General features: G+C 73.3%; 15 protein-coding genes. 9 read left to right on the top strand and 6 right to left on the bottom strand.

What is annotated here, in order from left to right; translation table 11 throughout:
- Window positions 1-80: 80 nt before the first annotated feature.
- Together JXZ78_RS18135 and JXZ78_RS18130 are read left to right on the top strand one after the other, a co-directional pair.
- On the top strand, window positions 81-1,022 hold the full coding sequence (locus JXZ78_RS18135) for an ROK family glucokinase (protein ID WP_030020869.1): 942 nt from the start codon (window positions 81-83) through the stop codon (window positions 1,020-1,022).
- Window positions 1,023-1,124: 102 nt separating this feature from the next.
- Window positions 1,125-1,829, top strand: a complete 705-nt coding sequence (locus tag JXZ78_RS18130; protein ID WP_050502589.1) for an endonuclease/exonuclease/phosphatase family protein — start codon at window positions 1,125-1,127, stop codon at window positions 1,827-1,829.
- A gap of 24 nt (window positions 1,830-1,853) precedes the next feature.
- Here JXZ78_RS18130 and JXZ78_RS18125 read toward each other — a convergent pair whose 3' ends face one another.
- The 3 genes from JXZ78_RS18125 to JXZ78_RS18115 form a co-directional block, all read right to left on the bottom strand.
- The gene (locus tag JXZ78_RS18125) at window positions 1,854-3,131 is read right to left on the bottom strand and encodes an SGNH/GDSL hydrolase family protein (RefSeq protein ID WP_063726104.1); all 1,278 of its coding nucleotides are present in this window, start codon (window positions 3,129-3,131) and stop codon (window positions 1,854-1,856) included.
- A gap of 147 nt (window positions 3,132-3,278) precedes the next feature.
- Window positions 3,279-4,037 carry a hypothetical protein gene (locus tag JXZ78_RS18120; protein ID WP_030020872.1) on the bottom strand — a complete coding sequence of 253 codons (759 nt, stop codon included), beginning with the start codon at window positions 4,035-4,037 and terminating at the stop codon, window positions 3,279-3,281.
- Complete coding sequence (locus JXZ78_RS18115) at window positions 4,024-4,821, bottom strand: alpha/beta hydrolase (protein WP_030020873.1); 798 nt, start codon at window positions 4,819-4,821, stop codon at window positions 4,024-4,026. The genes JXZ78_RS18120 and JXZ78_RS18115 overlap by 14 nt, the downstream gene beginning before the upstream one ends.
- Before the next feature lie 290 nt (window positions 4,822-5,111).
- Here JXZ78_RS18115 and JXZ78_RS18110 point away from each other — a divergent pair, with 290 nt between their 5' ends.
- The 5 genes from JXZ78_RS18110 to JXZ78_RS18090 all read left to right on the top strand — a co-directional run bounded on the left by JXZ78_RS18110 (window position 5,112) and on the right by JXZ78_RS18090 (window position 10,417).
- The gene (locus JXZ78_RS18110; protein ID WP_033038166.1) at window positions 5,112-5,915 is read left to right on the top strand and encodes a lysophospholipid acyltransferase family protein; all 804 of its coding nucleotides are present in this window, start codon (window positions 5,112-5,114) and stop codon (window positions 5,913-5,915) included.
- A gap of 28 nt (window positions 5,916-5,943) precedes the next feature.
- Window positions 5,944-7,257 carry a MacS family sensor histidine kinase gene (macS, locus tag JXZ78_RS18105; RefSeq protein ID WP_275127890.1) on the top strand — a complete coding sequence of 438 codons (1,314 nt, stop codon included), beginning with the start codon at window positions 5,944-5,946 and terminating at the stop codon, window positions 7,255-7,257.
- A gap of 23 nt (window positions 7,258-7,280) precedes the next feature.
- The gene (locus tag JXZ78_RS18100) at window positions 7,281-7,925 is read left to right on the top strand and encodes a response regulator (RefSeq protein WP_275127903.1); all 645 of its coding nucleotides are present in this window, start codon (window positions 7,281-7,283) and stop codon (window positions 7,923-7,925) included.
- Window positions 7,926-8,158: 233 nt separating this feature from the next.
- Window positions 8,159-9,187, top strand: coding sequence for a 6-phosphofructokinase (locus JXZ78_RS18095; RefSeq protein ID WP_030020876.1), 1,029 nt, complete (start codon window positions 8,159-8,161; stop codon window positions 9,185-9,187).
- Between the two features lie 213 nt (window positions 9,188-9,400).
- The gene (locus tag JXZ78_RS18090) at window positions 9,401-10,417 is read left to right on the top strand and encodes a 2-hydroxyacid dehydrogenase (protein WP_030020877.1); all 1,017 of its coding nucleotides are present in this window, start codon (window positions 9,401-9,403) and stop codon (window positions 10,415-10,417) included.
- Here JXZ78_RS18090 and JXZ78_RS18085 read toward each other — a convergent pair.
- The 3 genes from JXZ78_RS18085 to JXZ78_RS18080 all read right to left on the bottom strand — a co-directional run bounded on the left by JXZ78_RS18085 (window position 10,383) and on the right by JXZ78_RS18080 (window position 13,349).
- Entirely contained in the window at window positions 10,383-12,362 is a 1,980-nt protein-coding gene (locus JXZ78_RS18085) for an anthranilate synthase family protein (RefSeq protein ID WP_050502585.1), read from the bottom strand. The genes JXZ78_RS18090 and JXZ78_RS18085 overlap by 35 nt on opposite strands.
- A gap of 92 nt (window positions 12,363-12,454) precedes the next feature.
- Window positions 12,455-12,517, bottom strand: coding sequence for a trp operon leader peptide (locus JXZ78_RS41315; protein WP_505016627.1), 63 nt, complete (start codon window positions 12,515-12,517; stop codon window positions 12,455-12,457).
- Window positions 12,518-12,527: 10 nt separating this feature from the next.
- Window positions 12,528-13,349: an alpha/beta fold hydrolase gene (locus JXZ78_RS18080; protein WP_238783197.1), complete on the bottom strand. Its 822-nt coding sequence runs from the start codon at window positions 13,347-13,349 to the stop codon at window positions 12,528-12,530.
- Between the two features lie 135 nt (window positions 13,350-13,484).
- Between JXZ78_RS18080 and JXZ78_RS18075 the strand changes: the two genes are divergently transcribed.
- Window positions 13,485-14,867 carry an aminotransferase-like domain-containing protein gene (locus tag JXZ78_RS18075; RefSeq protein WP_030020880.1) on the top strand — a complete coding sequence of 461 codons (1,383 nt, stop codon included), beginning with the start codon at window positions 13,485-13,487 and terminating at the stop codon, window positions 14,865-14,867.
- Between the two features lie 119 nt (window positions 14,868-14,986).
- Entirely contained in the window at window positions 14,987-16,336 is a 1,350-nt protein-coding gene (locus JXZ78_RS18070; RefSeq protein WP_033038167.1) for a class II 3-deoxy-7-phosphoheptulonate synthase, read from the top strand.
- Window positions 16,337-16,421 lie beyond the last annotated feature (85 nt).

Raw genomic sequence — 16,421 nt, 5'->3', positions numbered from 1 at the left:
CGCGGCCGGAGGGCACGGGCGCCGCCCCGCACTCCGGTACGGTTGTACGCGGCGGGGTACGACCAATAACTGAGGGACACATGGGACTCACCATCGGCGTCGACATCGGCGGCACGAAGATCGCGGCCGGCGTGGTCGACGAAGAGGGCACGATCCTCGAAACGTGCAAGGTGCCGACCCCGCAGGCCACCGACGAGCTGACGGAGGCCATCGCCGACGCCGTCCGCACCGTCGGCGCCGACCACCAGGTCGAGGCCGTCGGCATCGGCGCCGCCGGCTACGTGGACGAGAAGCGGGCCACCGTCCTGTTCGCGCCCAACATCGACTGGCGCCACGAGCCGCTGAAGGACAAGGTCGAACAGCGCGTCGGCCTGCCCGTCGTGGTCGAGAACGACGCCAACGCGGCGGCCTGGGGCGAGTACCGCTTCGGCGCCGGCCAGGGCCACAGCGACGTCATCTGCATCACCCTGGGCACCGGCCTGGGCGGCGGCATCATCATCGGCAACAAGCTGCGCCGCGGCCGGTTCGGCGTCGCCGCCGAGTTCGGCCACATCCGCGTCGTACCGGACGGCCTGCTGTGCGGCTGCGGCAGCCAGGGCTGCTGGGAGCAGTACGCCTCCGGCCGCGCCCTGCTGCGCTACGCCCGCCAGCGCGCCTTCGCCACCCCCGAGAACGCCGAGGTGCTGCTCTCCCTGGGTGACGGCACCTCCGAGGGCATCGAGGGCCGGCACATCAGCGAGGCCGCCCGCCAGGGCGACCCGGTCGCCGTCGACTCCTTCCGCGAGCTGGCCCGCTGGGCCGGCGCCGGCCTCGCCGACCTGGCCTCGCTCTTCGACCCGTCCGCCTTCATCGTCGGCGGCGGCGTCTCGGACGAGGGCGAACTGGTCCTCGACCCGATCCGCAAGTCCTTCCGCCGCTGGCTGGTGGGCAACCAGTGGCGGCCGCACGCCCAGGTGCTCGCAGCCCAGCTCGGCGGCAAGGCCGGACTGGTCGGCGCCGCCGACCTGGCGCGCCAGGGCTGACCCGCGGTGCCGGCCGCGCTGCCCGCCTCCGGTACCGAGCCGGGCTCCGCTTCCGAGGGCTTCGCATCGAGCGGAGACGGAGCGGGGCGGAGCGGCTCGGCCGTGCTCCGTGTGCTCAGCTACAACGTCCGTTCCCTGCGCGACGACCGCGCGGCGCTGGCCCGGGTGATCCGGGCCTGCGCCCCGGACGTCGTGTTCGTGCAGGAGGCGCCGCGGTTCTTCCGCTGGCGCAAGAGCGTGGCGAAGCTGTGCCGGGCGACGGACCTGGTCCACGTGACGGGCGGCGCCACCACCGCCGGCCCGATGATCCTCTCCTCGCTGCGCGCCCATGTGGAGCGCACCGAGGACATCCTGCTGCCCCGCACCCCCGGCCTGCACCAGCGCGGTTTCGCGACCGCGGTGGTACGGATCGGGGGTGCCCGGATCGGCCTGCTCAGCTGCCACCTCAGCCTTCAGGCCGACGAGCGGTACGACCAGGCGGGCCTGCTGCTGGAGCGGCTGCGCGCGCTGGACACCCCGTACGCCGTCGCGGCCGGTGACCTGAACGACCGGCCCGACGGGCGGGCCTTCCGGCGGCTGGCGGGCTCGCTCACCGACGCCTGGACGGCGGCGCCGTGGGGCGGCGAGTACACCTCCACGCCCCACGACCCGCACCAGCGCATCGACGCCGTCTTCACGACCGACGGCGTCGAGGTGCTGGGCTGCGGCGTACCGCGCGACCTGCCGGGCCTCGCCCACGGCGACCTGCTCGCCGCCACCGACCATCTGCCGGTGCTGGCCGCGCTGCGGGTGCCGGCCGCCGCGTAAGGCGAGCTGTGGTTCCGGCGGTGCTCAGGACAGCTTCATGTTCGGTTCGCCGCGCCCGTTGCGGCCGGGGCCGCCGCCGGTGCAGGTGAGCCGGCTCTTGGGGGCCTTGTCGCTGTTCACCGAGGTGTAGACCTGCCGCAGGCAGTTCCGCAGGGCCAGCTGACCCCAGTGGTTCGGGTGCAGCGCCTCCTGCACCTGGAACGGCGGCAGCACCGCGGTGACCGTCCGCACCCAGCTGATCCACTCGGTCTTGTCGGACGCCCCCGGGTCCGTCCACCGGTTCACCGTGCCGCGCACCGGCTCGACCAGCCCGACTCCGCGCTCGCACAGCCGGTGCCCGTCGAAGCTGTGCGTGAGGTCGAGGAAGCGGACGTTGTCCAGCCCGCTCTTGTCGATGCCGCGCTCCACGGCCCGACCGACGGCCGGCAGCACGCTGTCCACCGCCCAGTCGGCGTCCCGGTCGTTGAACGCGCAGCCGCCCAACGTCTGGCGCGCGCCCAGCGCCGCCGGGTAGCGGAAGTCGCGGCCGTGCGGGATGGGGGCCGGATAGTTCTGCACGACCACGTCGTACTCGTCGGTGTCGTGGCCGGCCCGGAGCATCGCCTGCTTGACGTTGCGCAGCCCGCCCGCGATGTCGTCCGCCCGCCGCTCCACCGCCTGGTCGGTGAACCGGGCCCGGTTGGCCGCGTCCTGGCTGCACGACTTCGGCAGCGGGTTCAGGTACGCCAGGACGCAGGACGTGATCACGTCGCCGAAGCCGAAGTCGTTGCCGCCGACCGAGACGGCGACCATCCGTACCGGGTGGTCGCGGGCGTACTCCTCCAGCTGCCTGGCCTGCCCCGGCACGCCCGCCGCGTCCGAGAAGTCCAGGCCCGGCTTGGCGACGCCCTTCGAGGACCGGAAGGAGTCGGTACGGGCGCCGGAGCAGGCCAGGTTCTCGCTGGCGGTGCCGGGCAGGCCGAGGTGGATCTCGGCGGAGCGCGAGCGGTGGCACTTGGGGATGCGTTCGGCGGTGCGGTTCGCGTTGTCGAAGTACGCGGTCGGGCCGAGCGCGTCGACACGGGGGAAGTTGGCCGGGTTGGCGTTGGTGTTGCCGGCCCAGCGCCCGGCCTCGCCGGAGATGTAGGAGTCGCCGAGGGAGACCACCGCGCCCGGCCCGGGGGCCTGCCGCTGCTGCGGCGGGCTGGCCGCGGCGGGCACGGTGGCGAGCAGGCCCGTCACCGCGGCGGCCGTCGCGGCGGCGGCCGCCACCCGGACGCGACGACGTGGACGGGGGCATGACGACGAGAGCGGATGACGCACGGGGGTCCTCCCGGGAACACGGCCGGATACTCGGCGTGATCCTTCCCGCTCGCGGCGTCAACGTCGGTCAGGACACCTGGCGCGCGAGGGTGAATCCCCGGGCGTGCGGGGGACGGCGGTCCGGCCGCGGGGCTGCGGCCGGTACGGTCATACGACCGCGCCGCCGCCCGGCAGCTCCTCGTCGTCCTCGTCGTCGTGCTTCATCCGGGCCACCAGCGTCGCGAAGCCGCCCAGGAAACCGCCGATGCCCAGCAGCGTCAGCCACCAGGTGACGGGCTGCTGCAACAGCACCATGAGCACCAGCAGCAGCGGCCCGCCGAGCACCGCGATCCAGGCGAACTTGGCCGTCACGTCGGCCTTGGGCAGCGGAGGCGGCTCGGGCGGCACGAAGTGCCCTTCGTCCGTTCCGTCGAGGTCGTCGCCGGACGCCCCGGACGCCCCGGACACCGACCAGTCGCGCGGTCCGACGCCGGGCGCGAAGACCACGAAGCTGCCCACGCCGTTCTTGCCGGGCCCGTCCGGGGCGCCGGGGGAGGGCTCGCTGCGCGGGCGCTCCTCGACCGTCAGGCCGCCGTCGTCCCGGTCGGTGCAGTCCGCGGGGTCGGTACGGTCGGCGCGGTCCGTACGGTCCGTACGTCCCGGGTCGCTCTTCTCGGGCGGCTTGCCGTCGGGGCGCCGCCCGCCGTCGGCGCGGTCCTCGCCCGTCCTGCCCAGGTCGGCGCGGGCCGGTCCGGTGTCCGTACCACCGCTGCCGGACGGCTCGCCGGCCGTCCTCGGGCCCGTGCTGGAGACCGGTCCGTCCTCGTCCGGGAAGGCGGGCGCCTTGCCGTACCCGGCCACGATCTCGGCCCAGGCGGCTTCCTCGTCCAGCGGGTCGCGGGGGTCGCGGGGGCTACGCTCCTCCACCGGTGGCCGTCTCCTCACTCTCCACGCCCGTGCGCACGCTCGGTGCCAGACGGGCGATGAAGTCGTAGGTGTCCTCGAAGATCCGCTCGGCGTCGTGGTCGAGCGTGGCGACGTGGTAGCTGCGCTCCAGCAGCCTCTGCCGTACGTCCGTGGAGGACACCCGGCTCAGGATGCGCTCGGAGTCGGCGGGCGGCACGACGTGGTCCTGCGGGCTGGTCAGCACCAGCAACGGCTGGGTGACCCGGGGCAGTTCGGCGTCGACGAGCTGGAAGAGACGGCGCAGCGAGTGCGCGGCGTGCAGCGGCACCCGGCTGTAGCCGGTCTCGGCGGACCCCGGCTTGGCGATGTCGTTCGCCACACCCTTGGTCGTACGGACCAGATGCCGCAGCACGGGCAGCAGCGGGGCGGCCGCGTCGTGCACCTTGTTGCCCGGGTTGACCAGCACCAGGCCGCTGACGGCGGGGCCGTGCACCTCGGCCAGCCGCAGCGCCAGCGCGCCGCCCATCGACAGGCCGCAGACGAAGACCTGCTCGCACCGCTCGGACAGCGACCGCAGCTCGCGGTCGACCTCGGCGTACCAGTCCTGCCAGGTGGTGAGCTGCATGTCCTGCCAGCGGGTGCCGTGGCCGGGCAGCAGCGGGAGCGAGACGGTCAGGCCGCGGTCGGCCAGATACTCGGCCCAGGGGCGTACGGACTGGGGGGAGCCGGTGAAACCGTGGCAGACGAGGACGCCGGTCCGGCCGCCGTCGCGGCGGAACGGCTCGGCTCCGGGGAGCAGCGGCACCGGGGGACTCCGATCGGTGAGGGGCCGGGCGGCAACGGGTTGCGCGGGTTACTGGAAGCCTACGCGGAGCGGCGCCGGGCGGATAGGTCCGAAAGCCCCCGCGGAGCCCGCTCGTGCGCCCCGCGCGCCGTGGCCGTGCGCTCCGTACGGGCGCTCCGGCGGTACGGAGCCGCGGGGCGGGCGGGCCGGGCGGAGCCGCCGGCGGGCGGGCCGCCGAGAAGAGGGGGACGCCGGGGCAGGTTAAGGTCTTTGCGTCACACACAGGAGGCAGTGGGTTGATCTACGGCGCAATGAAGTTTTCCATCGGCGGATCGCTGAAGCTGGCTTTCCGCCCCTGGGTGGAGGGCCTGGAGAACATCCCCGCAACGGGACCCGCGATCCTGGCGAGCAACCATCTGTCCTTCTCGGACTCCTTCTTCCTGCCCGCGGTGCTCGACCGCAAGGTCACCTTCATCGCCAAGGCCGAGTACTTCACCTCGCCGGGCGTCAAGGGCAAGCTGACCGCCGCCTTCTTCAAGGGTGTGGGCCAGCTGCCGGTGGACCGCTCGGGCGCGCGCGGCGCGGGCGAGGCGGCGATCAAGAGCGGCATCGAGGTGCTGGAGCGCGGTGAGCTGTTCGGCATCTACCCGGAGGGCACCCGCTCGCCGGACGGCCGGCTCTACCGCGGCAAGCCCGGCGGCCTGGCCCGGGTGGCGCTGGCCACCGGCGCCCCGGTCATCCCCGTCGCGATGATCGACACGGAGAAGGTGCAGCCGCCCGGCAAGGTCATGCCGAAGATGATCCGGCCCGGCATCCGGATCGGCACGCCGCTGGACTTCAGCCGGTACCACGGCATGGAGGGCGACCGCTTCATCCTGCGCTCGGTGACCGACGAGGTCATGTACGAGATCATGAAGCTGTCGGGCCAGGAGTACGTGGACATCTACGCGACCGCCGCCAAGCGGCAGATCGCGGACGCGGCCAAGAAGAAGGCCGAGGCGGAAAAGGCCGAGAAGGCCGAGAAGGCCGAGAAGGCCGAGAAAGCAGCCAAGGGCGGCAAGGGGCAGGCCGCGCCGGCCGCGGACCGGCAGGACAGGACCGGCAGCGGGGCGTAGGCACGCCCCGGCACAGGGTGGGGGCGACATGACAGAGGCAGAGACACGGCCCGCGGCCGGCACGGCGGCGGGCAAGGGCAAGGGGCGGCCGCAGCGGGTGGTCCGGATGTCGGTGGAGCTCCCGCTGTGGCGGGCGCTGACCGGTTACCGCGTCCTGACCCTGGCCTACGTCCTGGTCCTGTTCGTGTTCTCGTACCAGAAGTACGCGCACCCCCTCGTCGCCGCCGCCTACATGACGGCGCTGACCGTGTGGATGGCCTTCACCTGGCGCCGTACCACCTCGGCGGAGCGCTGCACCCGCGCCTTCCTCATCGGCGACCTGTCCTTCGCGCTCGGCGGCATCCTGCTCACCCTGGTGGCGGACAGCCACGAGCGGATCATGGACGGCGCGGCGACCCTGCCTTCCATCTGGACGGCGGGCGCGGTGCTCGGCTTCGCCATCAAGGGCGGCTGGCGCTGGGCCGCGGTGGCCTCGGCGCTGGTCGCCGTCGTCAATCTGGTCGAGCGCCAGGAGCTCGCCCGCGACACGATCCACAATGTCGTCCTGGTGTGGGTGGCGAGCGTCGCCATCGGCTACGTGGTCGAGGTGGCCCGGGCCAGTGAGCGCACCCTCGCCCGCGCCCTCCAGATCGAGGCCGCCACCCGGGAGCGGGAGCGGCTGGCCCGGGACATCCACGACAGCGTCCTGCAAGTCCTGGCGATGGTGCAGCGGCGCGGTGCCGCGATCGGCGGCGAGGCCGCCGAGCTGGGCCGGATGGCCGGGGAGCAGGAGGTCGCGCTGCGCACGCTCGTCTCCAGCGGGCTGGTCCCGCGGCCCGGTACGGCCGTCTCCGCCGCCGGGCAGGACACGGTCCGCACCCCGCAGGAGGCCCTGGCCGCGCCGGTGCCGTGCGCCGAGGACGGTCCCGACGCCGGGCCCTGCGACGTACGGGCCCTGCTCGCGCCGCACGCCGGCGCGCGCGTCACGTTCTCCGAGCCGGGCGGGCCCGTCGTGCTCCCGGCGGCGGCCGCCGCGGAGCTGGCGGCCGCTGTCAGTGCCGCGTTGGACAATGTCAGGGTGCACGCGGGTGCCGAGGCGCAGGCGTGGATCCTGGTGGAGGACGAGCCGGACGAGGTGGTCGTGACGGTGCGGGACGACGGTCCCGGCATTCCCGAAGGGCGCCTCGCGGACGCCGAGCGGGAGGGCCGGCTGGGGGTGGCCCTGTCGATCCGCGGCCGGCTGCGGGAGCTGGGCGGCAGCGCCGACTGGATCTCGGTCCCCGGCCAGGGCACGGAAGTGGAGCTGAAAGTCCCCAAGGGCGGAGCGCCCGAGGGCCGGAAACGGGGGAGGAACACGGCGTGAGCGAGCCGCAGGACGTGAAGGTGATGGTGGTCGACGACCACCCGATGTGGCGGGACGCGGTCGCCCGCGACCTGGCCGGGGCCGGGTACGAGGTGGTGGCGACGGCCGGGGACGGGCCGCAGGCGGTGCGCCGCGCGCAGGCCGCGGCGCCCGACGTCCTGGTCCTGGACCTGAACCTGCCGGGCCTGCCCGGCGTGGAGGTCTGCCGGGAACTGGTCGGCGCCAACCCCGCCCTGCGGGTGCTGGTGCTCTCCGCGAGCGGCGAGCACGCCGACGTGCTGGAGGCCGTCAAGTCGGGTGCGACGGGCTACTTGCTCAAGTCGGCCAGCACCGAGGAGCTGTTGGACGCGGTGCGCCGTACGGCGGCCGGTGACCCGGTGTTCACGCCGGGCCTGGCCGGGCTGGTGCTGGGGGAGTACCGCCGGCTGGCGACCGAGCCCGCCCCGGCCGCCGAGGACGAGCCGGGCGCGCCGCAGCTGACCGAGCGGGAGACCGAGGTGCTGCGCCTGGTCGCCAAGGGCCTGTCGTACAAGCAGATCGCCGACCGGCTGGTCATCTCGCACCGCACGGTCCAGAACCACGTGCAGAACACCCTGGGCAAGCTCCAGCTGCACAACCGCGTCGAACTGGTCCGGTATGCGATAGAACGGGGCCTGGACGAGATCTAGCCGTCCAGGCCCGCGCCGCCCGGGAGTTCCGTGAGGGCACCGGACGCTGGTGCGCCGTGCGCTCGTACGAGTGAACGCATCGCGTCAAGTCCCCGGCATTTCCGGGGAATTCGCTTTCCGCCCCATCCCGGGGTGACGTGCATCACCATTAGCGTGACCGGCGTCGGCACAGCACGGCCGCGCGCGGCCACCGGCGGGTGCGCGGCCCCTCACGGGATGAAGGTGAAGAAGCGATGCGGGTCGGAGTACTGACCGGCGGCGGTGACTGCCCCGGTCTCAACGCGGTCATCCGAGGCGTGGTGCGCAAGGGCGTCCAGGAGTACGGCTACGACTTCGTCGGCTTCCGGGACGGCTGGCGCGGGCCCCTGGAAGGCGACACGGTACCGCTCGACATCCCCGCCGTACGCGGCATCCTGCCCCGCGGCGGCACGGTCCTCGGCTCCTCGCGGACCAACCCCCTCAAGCGGCAGGACGGCATCCGCCGGATCAAGGACACCCTCGCCAAGGAGGAGGTCGAGGCGCTGATCACGATCGGCGGCGAGGACACCCTCGGCGTCGCGGCCCGGCTCTCCGGCGAGTACGGCGTGCCCTGCGTCGGCGTGCCCAAGACGATCGACAACGACCTGTCCGCCACCGACTACACCTTCGGCTTCGACACCGCCGTCGGCGTCGCCACCGAGGCCATCGACCGGCTGCACACCACCGCCGAGTCGCACATGCGCGTCCTGGTCGTCGAGGTCATGGGCCGGCACGCGGGCTGGATCGCGCTGCACTCCGGCCTGGCCGGCGGCGCCAACGTCATCCTCATCCCCGAGCAGCGCTTCGACATCGACCAGGTCTGCGCCTGGATCGAGTCCCGCTTCAAGGTGCGGTACGCGCCGATCGTGGTGATCGCCGAGGGAGCCATGCCCAAGGACGGCCAGATGGTCCTCAAGGACGGGTCGACGGACTCGTTCGGGCATGTGCGGCTGTCCGGTGTGGGCGAGTGGCTGGCCAAGGAGATCGAGGAGCGTACCGGCAAGGAGGCCCGGACGACGGTGCTCGGCCACACCCAGCGCGGCGGCACGCCCAGCGCCTTCGACCGCTGGCTGGCCACCCGCTTCGGCCTGCACGCGATCGACGCGGTGCGGGACGGGGACCACGGGAAGATGGTCGCCCTGCGCGGTACGGACATCGTCCGGGTGCCGCTGGCGGAGGCGACCACGAAGCTCAAGACCGTCGACCCGAAGCTGTACGCGGAGGCGGGGGTCTTCTTCGGCTGAGCCCGGGCGGCGTGCGGGCGGGCCGGGCACCGGCGGGCCCGCCCGCATGTCTCGGTACGCGCTCGTACGCCCCGTCCGCGCCCGCATGGCGCCGAACGCGTCGGACGGGCGGCCGGGCCGCGTCCCGCGCCGTATATTCGGCCCTGTCGCCGCATATGCCCTGAAACGGGCGGCGGCGACCGGACCGCATGACCGGCAACGTCGGGAGACACCGTGGAGATCATCGCGTTCGGCGTGCAGGCGGACGAGCGGCCGCTGCTGGGGCAGGCCTTCGCCGGCCGCCACCAGGTCCGCTGCCTCGACGTCTTCCTCAACCGTGACACCGCCCCCATCGCCGCGGGCTACGAGGTCGTCAGCGTCAGCGTCAACGCCGACCTGAACGCCGAGGTGCTCCAGGAGCTGGCGGCCGGCGGCACGAAGATGATCGCCCAGCGCGCCACCGGCTACAACAACATCGACCTGGAGGCCGCGGCCGACCTCGGGCTGACCGTCGGCCGGGTCTCCGCCTACTCGCCGTACTCGGTCGCGGAGTTCGCCTGGGGCCTGGCCCTGGCCGTCGACCGCCGGATCGTACGGGCCGCCAACCGCACCCGGAACTTCGACTTCCGCCTCGACGGGCTGATGGGCCGCGACCTGCACGGCCGCACCGCCGGTGTGCTCGGCACCGGCAAGATCGGCGAGGCGTTCACCCGGATCGCCCACGGCTTCGGCATGCGGCTGCTGGGCTGGGACCTCGCAGAGAACCCCCGCTGCACCGAGCTGGGCATGACCTACGTCGGCCAGGACCGGCTGTTCGCCGAATCCGACCTGATCAGCCTGCACGTACCGCTCATGGAGTCGACCCGCCACCTCGTCGACGCCGCCGCGCTGGCCGCCATGAAGGACGACGCGATCCTGGTCAACTCCAGCCGCGGCGGTCTCGTGGACACCGCGGCGCTGGTGGAGACCCTCAAGGCCGGCCGGCTCGGCGGGGTCGGCCTGGACGTCTACGAGGAGGAGGCCGGACTCTTCTTCTTCGACAAGTCCCTCGAAGTCGTCCACGACGACACCCTCGCCCGCCTGATGACCTTCGGGAACGTGCTCGTCACCTCGCACCAGGCGTACTTCACCGAGGACGCGGTCGGCCAGATCCTCGACGCCACCGTACGCAACGTCGAGGACTACCTGGCCGGCCGCACCAACGAGAATTTCCTCGTCACACCAGGACAGCGGCCAGCAGCTGCGCGGTGATCGCCGCCCCGTCCAGCGTCAGCACGGACTCCGGGTGGAACTGCACCCCGGCGAACCCGGGACCGCGCAGCGCGTGCACCTCGCCGGAGTCCGCGTCCCGGCTCAGCTCGACCCGGTGCATGGCCAGTTCGGCCACCGCCGTCTCGTCGCAGCGGGCCGTGAAGGTGTTGTAGAAGCCGACGGTCTCCGGGCGGCCGAAGAAGTCGATGCGCTCCTGCGCGCCCTGGAACGGCACCTCCTTGCGCACGGTCTCCAGCCCCAGCTCCGCGGCGATCAGCTCGTGCCCGAGGCAGACACCGAGCAGCCCGTGCCGGTGGTCGCGGACCAGCCGCGCGGTCAGCGCGCGCAGCAACCGCATCTTCGGGTCGGCGGCGTCCGACGGGTCGCCCGGGCCGGGGCCGAGCACGACCGGCCCCTCGTGCGCCGCCACGGCCTCCCGCAGCCCCGGCTCGTCGTACCGGCGCACGGTCACCGTCAGCCCCGAGGTGCGCAGCAGGTGCGCCAGCATCGCGGTGAAGGTGTCCTCCGCGTCGATCACCAGCGCGTGACCGGACAGCGCGGCGGTCGGCGCGGTGCTCTGCATCCGCAGCCAGAAGGGCGCGAGGTCCGCGCGGCGGGCGTCGAGCGCGGCCCGCACCCGCGGGTCGTCCGCCAGCCGCGGCCGCCCGGCGGTCTCCTCCGTACGGTCCGGCGCGGGGCGCACGCCGAGCGCGGTCAGCACCCCGGCGGCCTTGGCGTGGGTCTCGGCGACCTCGGCGCGCGGGTCGGAGGCCCGTACGAGGGTGGCGCCGACCGCCACCCGCAGCCCGCCGTCCGCGCCGATGTCCGCCGTACGGATCAGGATCGGCGAGTCCAGCGTCTGCGCGCCGCCCGCGTCCCGCCCGATCAGGGCCAGCGCCCCCGCGTAGTAACCGCGTCCGCCCACCTCGTGGCGCTCGATCACCCGGCAGGCGTTCTGCACCGGCGAGCCGACGACGGTCGCGGCGAACATCGTCTCCTTCAGCACCTGACGCACGTCGAGCGAGGAGCGGCCGCGCAACTCGTACTCCGTGTGCGCGAGGTGCGCCATCTCCTTGAGACGCGGCCCGACCACCACACCGCCCATGTCACCGACGGTGCACATCATCTTCAACTCCTCGTCCACGACCATGGACAGCTCCTCCACCTCCTTGCGGTCGCCCAGGAACTCCAGCAGGTGCTCGGGGCTCGGCCCCTCGGCCGGGTAGCGGTAGGTGCCGCTGATCGGGTTCATCACGACCGTCCCGCCGGACATCCGTACGTGCACCTCGGGGCTGGCGCCGACCAGCGTGCGCACGCCCGGCCGGTGCACGACGTACGTCCAGTACGCGCCGCGCTCACCGGCCAGCAGCCGCCGGAACAGCGCGAGCGCGTCGGCCGTTCCGAAGCCGGGGATCTCGCCCTGGAAGGTGCGCCGGATGACGAAGTTGGCGCCCTCGCCGGTCCCGATCTCGTCCCGCAGGACGCGCTCGACGATCCCGGCGTACGCGTCGTCGGAGACGTCGAAGGCGCCGCCGCGCACCTCCACCTCATGGGCGGGCAGCTCCGCCAGCACCTCGTCCAGCGGCAGCTCGTACGCCTCCTCCGGGCGCAGCACCGCCAGGGGTGTGCCGTCGTCGCGGACGTCGAACCCGCGCTCGCGGATCTGCCGGAACGGGACGAGTGCGAGCGCGTCGGTGACCGCGGCGCCGCCGTCCGGCACACCGTCGCCGAGCGGGATGCCGTCCAGCCGCGACACCTCGGTCACCTCGCCGACCAGTACTTCGACAGTGCCGGCGGTGCCGGCGGCGGGACGGCCGGGCGTACGGCGGTGCAGCAGGGCGAACGGCGGGCAGCCGGGGGACAGCAGGCGGCGCAGGACGTCGGCGGTGCCGGCTGCGGTGGTGCCTGCGTCGGTGATGCCGGCTTCGGTGGTGGAGCGAGGCATGTCGGCGGTTCCTTCCGGGAGGGAGGAACGGCCCGTACAGCACGGAAGGCCGCCCCTCGGGCGGCCTTCGCGATGTCAGTGGTTACGCGCGATCAGTGGGCCGCCGGATGAGCGGTCCACCACCAGTTCATGTTCATGGTCGGTTGCGCGTGCATGGGGGGCACCCTACCCGACACGCTCCGGCAGCGCCGCGAGAAAGGCGGTGAGCGCGGCGTCGAAGGCGTCCGGCTGTTCGAGGTTGGGCAGGTGGGCGGCGTCCTCGACGACGGCCAGGCGTGCGTCCGGGATGCGGTCGCACAGGAACTCGGCGTCGGCGACCGGGGTGTAGGTGTCGTCACGGCCGACCAGGACGAGGGCCGGTACGGCGAGCCGGGCCAGCGTATCGGCGTAGTCGGGGCGTTCCGCGCGGCCCCGCAGAGCGGCGGCGGCGCCCTCGGGCGGCGTGCCGAGCATCATGCGCCGTACGTGATCCGCGACGGCGGGCCGGGTGGCGATGGTGCGCGGCGAGACCATCTTGTCCAGGGCCTCTTCCGTGTAGCCGCGCATTCCTTCGCGCAGCAGCCGGTCGGCCATGGCGTTGCGGGCCTGACGGCCTTCGGGGGTCTCGGCGCGGGCGAAGGTGTCCGCGAGGACGAGGGCGCGCAGCCGTTCCGGGAAGCGGCAGGCGCACTCCATGGCGATCTGGCCGCCCATGGACAGGCCGCCGAGGACGATCCGGTCCGTCACCCCGAGGTGGTCCAGGAGAGCGGCGAGGTCGGCGGCGAAGGTCTCCAGGCGGGTCGTGCCCGGGACGACCTGGGTGGCACCGTAGCCGCGCAGGTCCGGTACGAGGACGCGGTGGCCGGCGGCGGCCAGCGCGGTGGTCTGCGGGGCCCACATCGTGTGGTCGAAGGGGTGCCCATGAATGAGCAGAATCGTTTCTCCGGCCGCTTCGCCGGTGTCCTCGTACGCGGTGGTGATGCCGTTGACGGTGGCTGTACGCAGCACAACTCGCCCCTGTTCGTAGGATCTTGGCGGCCGGCCTGTTGACGGCTCGATGCTAGGACGCCCACCATCTCGGTGCAATAAAAACATTGCACTCGGTGCAATGCTGGACATCTGAAGTGACGACCGGGAGGGCCCGTGGAGGACTACCAGCGCATCGCCGACGCCGTCGCGGCCGACATCGCCGCCGGGCGGCTGCGCCCCGGCGACCGGCTCGCCACCCAGCGCGCCTTCGCCCGCGCCCACGGCATCGCCAACTCCACCGCCGCCCGCGTCTACCGCGAACTGGCCCGCCGCGGGCTGACCGTCGGCGAGGTCGGCCGCGGCACGTACGTACGCGCCGCCCAGCACGCCCCCGGAACCGCGCTCGCCGAACCCGCCGACCCCGCCCGTCGCACCCGCGTCAACCTGGAACTCAACTACCCCGAGGTCCCCGGGCAGGCCGCCCTCCTCGCCCGCGGGCTGGAACCCCTGCTGCGCCCCGACGTACTGAGCGCGGCCCTGGCCGTCGCTCCTGCCACCGGCTCCGCGGCCGCCCGCGAGAGCTTCGCCGCCCTCCTCGCCCGTGGGGAGTTCCGCCCCGACCCCGCGGGCCTGCTGTTCGCGGGCAACGGCCGCCAGGCCATCGCGGGCGCGCTCGCCGCGCTGGTGCCGCCCGGCGGCCGTCTCGGCGTTGAAGCGCTCACCTATCCGCTGGTCAAGTCCGTAGCCGCCCGCCTCGGCGTCACCCTCGTACCGCTCGCCGGCGACGCGTACGGCCTGCACCCGGACGCCGTACGGGAGACCCACCGCGGCGCCCCGCTGCACGCCGTCTACCTCCAGCCGACGCTGCACAACCCACTCGGCGTGACCATGCCCGCCGGGCGCCGCGCCGAGCTGGCCGAGACGCTGCGCGCCCTGGACCTGTGGGCCGTCGAGGACGCCGTCTGGTCCTTCCTCCTGGACGACGGCCGGCAGGCCGCTCTTCCGCCGCTGGCCGCCCTGGCCCCCGAGCGCACCCTCCTGGTCGACAGCCTCTCCAAGCGCCTGGCGCCCGGCCTGACCACCGGCCTGGTCCTCGCGCCGCCCGCATCCGCCGACCGGGTCGCCGCCGCCCTGCGCTCCGGCGGCTGGACGGCCGGCGGCTTCGCCCTGGACGCCACCGTCCGCTGGCTGCTGGACGGTGTGGTGACGACGGTCGTCGAGGCCAAGCGCGAGGACGCCGCCGCCCGGCAGGCGCTGCTGCGCGAGCATCTCGGCGGCTTCCGGGTACGGGCCGACCCGGCCTCCTACTTCGCCTGGTGGGAGCTGCCCGAGGGATGGCGCGCGGAGACCTTCCTCGCGGCCGCCGCCCGGCACGGCATCGCCGTCACCCCGGCCGCCGCGTTCGCCGTCGGCGCGGAGGGCACGCACGGCGCCGCGCCCGCCCCCAACGCCGTCCGCGTCGCCCTCGCCGCGCCGGCGCCCGACGACCTGGCGTACGCGCTGCGCACGCTGGCCGCCATCGCCCGTGGCGCCCCGGAGGACTCCGTACCGGACTGAGCCGCGCGGGCGCACCACCGGGCCGGGCGCGCGCCCCCGGCGGTCCACAGGAGTGGGACCTTCGTCTCACATCCCGGTCGGCGAGATGGACCCCTCTCCCGACCCCGTAAAGTTGACGCGTGACCGTGAACGCTGAAATCCACGCCGGTGGCAACACCTGGCGAGACCTGCCCGCGGCGCAGCAGCCTGAATGGCCGGACCAAGAGGCTCTGCGCGATGTGATCGCCGAGCTGGAGTCCTATCCGCCGCTCGTCTTCGCCGGCGAGTGCGACCAGCTGCGCGAGCGCCTGGGCGCGGTCGCCCGCGGCGAGGCGTTCCTGCTGCAGGGCGGCGACTGCGCGGAAGCGTTCGACGCCGTCTCCGCCGAGCACATCCGCAACAAGCTCAAGACCCTGCTCCAGATGGGCGCGGTCCTCACGTACGCCGGGTCGGTCCCGGTCGTCAAGGTCGGCCGGATCGCGGGCCAGTACAGCAAGCCGCGCTCCAAGCCCACCGAGACCCGCGACGGGGTGACGCTGCCGACCTACCGCGGCGACTCCGTCAACGGCTTCGAGTTCACCGAGGCGGCCCGCATCCCGGACCCGCAGCGCCTGAAGCGGATGTACCACGCCTCCGCCGCGACGCTGAACCTCGTACGGGCCTTCACCACCGGCGGCTACGCCGACCTGCGCCAGGTGCACGCCTGGAACCAGGACTTCGTGAAGTCCTCCCCGTCCGGGCAGCGGTACGAGGCGCTGGCGCGCGAGATCGACCGCGCGATGAACTTCATGAACGCCTGCGGGGTGGACCCGGAGGAGTTCAAGACGGTCGAGTTCTACGCCTCCCACGAAGCGCTGGTGCTGGACTACGAGTCCGCGCTGACCCGTACCGACTCGCGGACCGGCAACCTTTACGACGTCTCCGGCCACATGGTCTGGATCGGTGAGCGCACCCGCCAACTGGACGGCGCGCACATCGAGTTCGCCTCCCGCATCCGCAACCCGATCGGCGTCAAGCTGGGCCCGACGACGACCGCCGAGGACGCGCTCACGCTCATCGAGCGCCTCGACCCGGAGCGCGAGCCGGGCCGGCTGACCTTCATCACCCGGATGGGCGCGGACAAGATCCGCGACAAGCTGCCCGAGCTGGTCGAGAAGGTCACCGCCTCCGGCGCGCAGGTCGCCTGGATCTGCGACCCGATGCACGGCAACACCTTCGAGGCCGCCTCCGGGCACAAGACCCGGCGCTTCGACGACGTGCTGGACGAGGTCAAGGGCTTCTTCGAGGTGCACAAGGGCCTGGGTACGCACCCGGGCGGCATCCACGTCGAGCTGACCGGCGACGACGTCACCGAGTGCGTGGGCGGCGGCGACGAGATCTTCGTCGACGACCTGCACCAGCGCTACGAGACCGCCTGCGACCCGCGGCTCAACCGCAGCCAGTCGCTGGACCTGGCGTTCCTGGTGGCGGAGATGTACCGGGACCAGTGAGTCACCGGCCCGGCCGGGCCGTACGCACGCACCGATGGGGCGCGGATCACAGGATCCGCGCCCCATCGGCGTTGTTAACGGACTT

It is taken from the genome of Streptomyces monomycini (assembly GCF_022271435.1).
Taxonomy (GTDB): Bacteria; Actinomycetota; Actinomycetes; order Streptomycetales; family Streptomycetaceae; genus Streptomyces; species Streptomyces monomycini.
The sequence above is the reverse complement of the archived record's forward strand: the minus strand, read 5'-3'. Positions and strand labels throughout refer to the sequence as shown.

What these genes read in the sequence shown, in the direction of transcription:
- JXZ78_RS18135 (WP_030020869.1), top strand. Translation starts at nt 81, where the DNA reads ATGGGACTCACCATCGGCGTCGACATCGGCGGCACGAAGATCGCGGCC.
- JXZ78_RS18110 (WP_033038166.1), top strand. Translation starts at nt 5,112, where the DNA reads ATGAAGTTTTCCATCGGCGGATCGCTGAAGCTGGCTTTCCGCCCCTGG.
- macS (WP_275127890.1), top strand. Translation starts at nt 5,944, where the DNA reads ATGACAGAGGCAGAGACACGGCCCGCGGCCGGCACGGCGGCGGGCAAG.
- JXZ78_RS18100 (WP_275127903.1), top strand. Translation starts at nt 7,281, where the DNA reads ATGGTGGTCGACGACCACCCGATGTGGCGGGACGCGGTCGCCCGCGAC.
- JXZ78_RS18095 (WP_030020876.1), top strand. Translation starts at nt 8,159, where the DNA reads ATGCGGGTCGGAGTACTGACCGGCGGCGGTGACTGCCCCGGTCTCAAC.
- JXZ78_RS18085 (WP_050502585.1), bottom strand. Translation starts at nt 12,362, where the DNA reads ATGCCTCGCTCCACCACCGAAGCCGGCATCACCGACGCAGGCACCACC.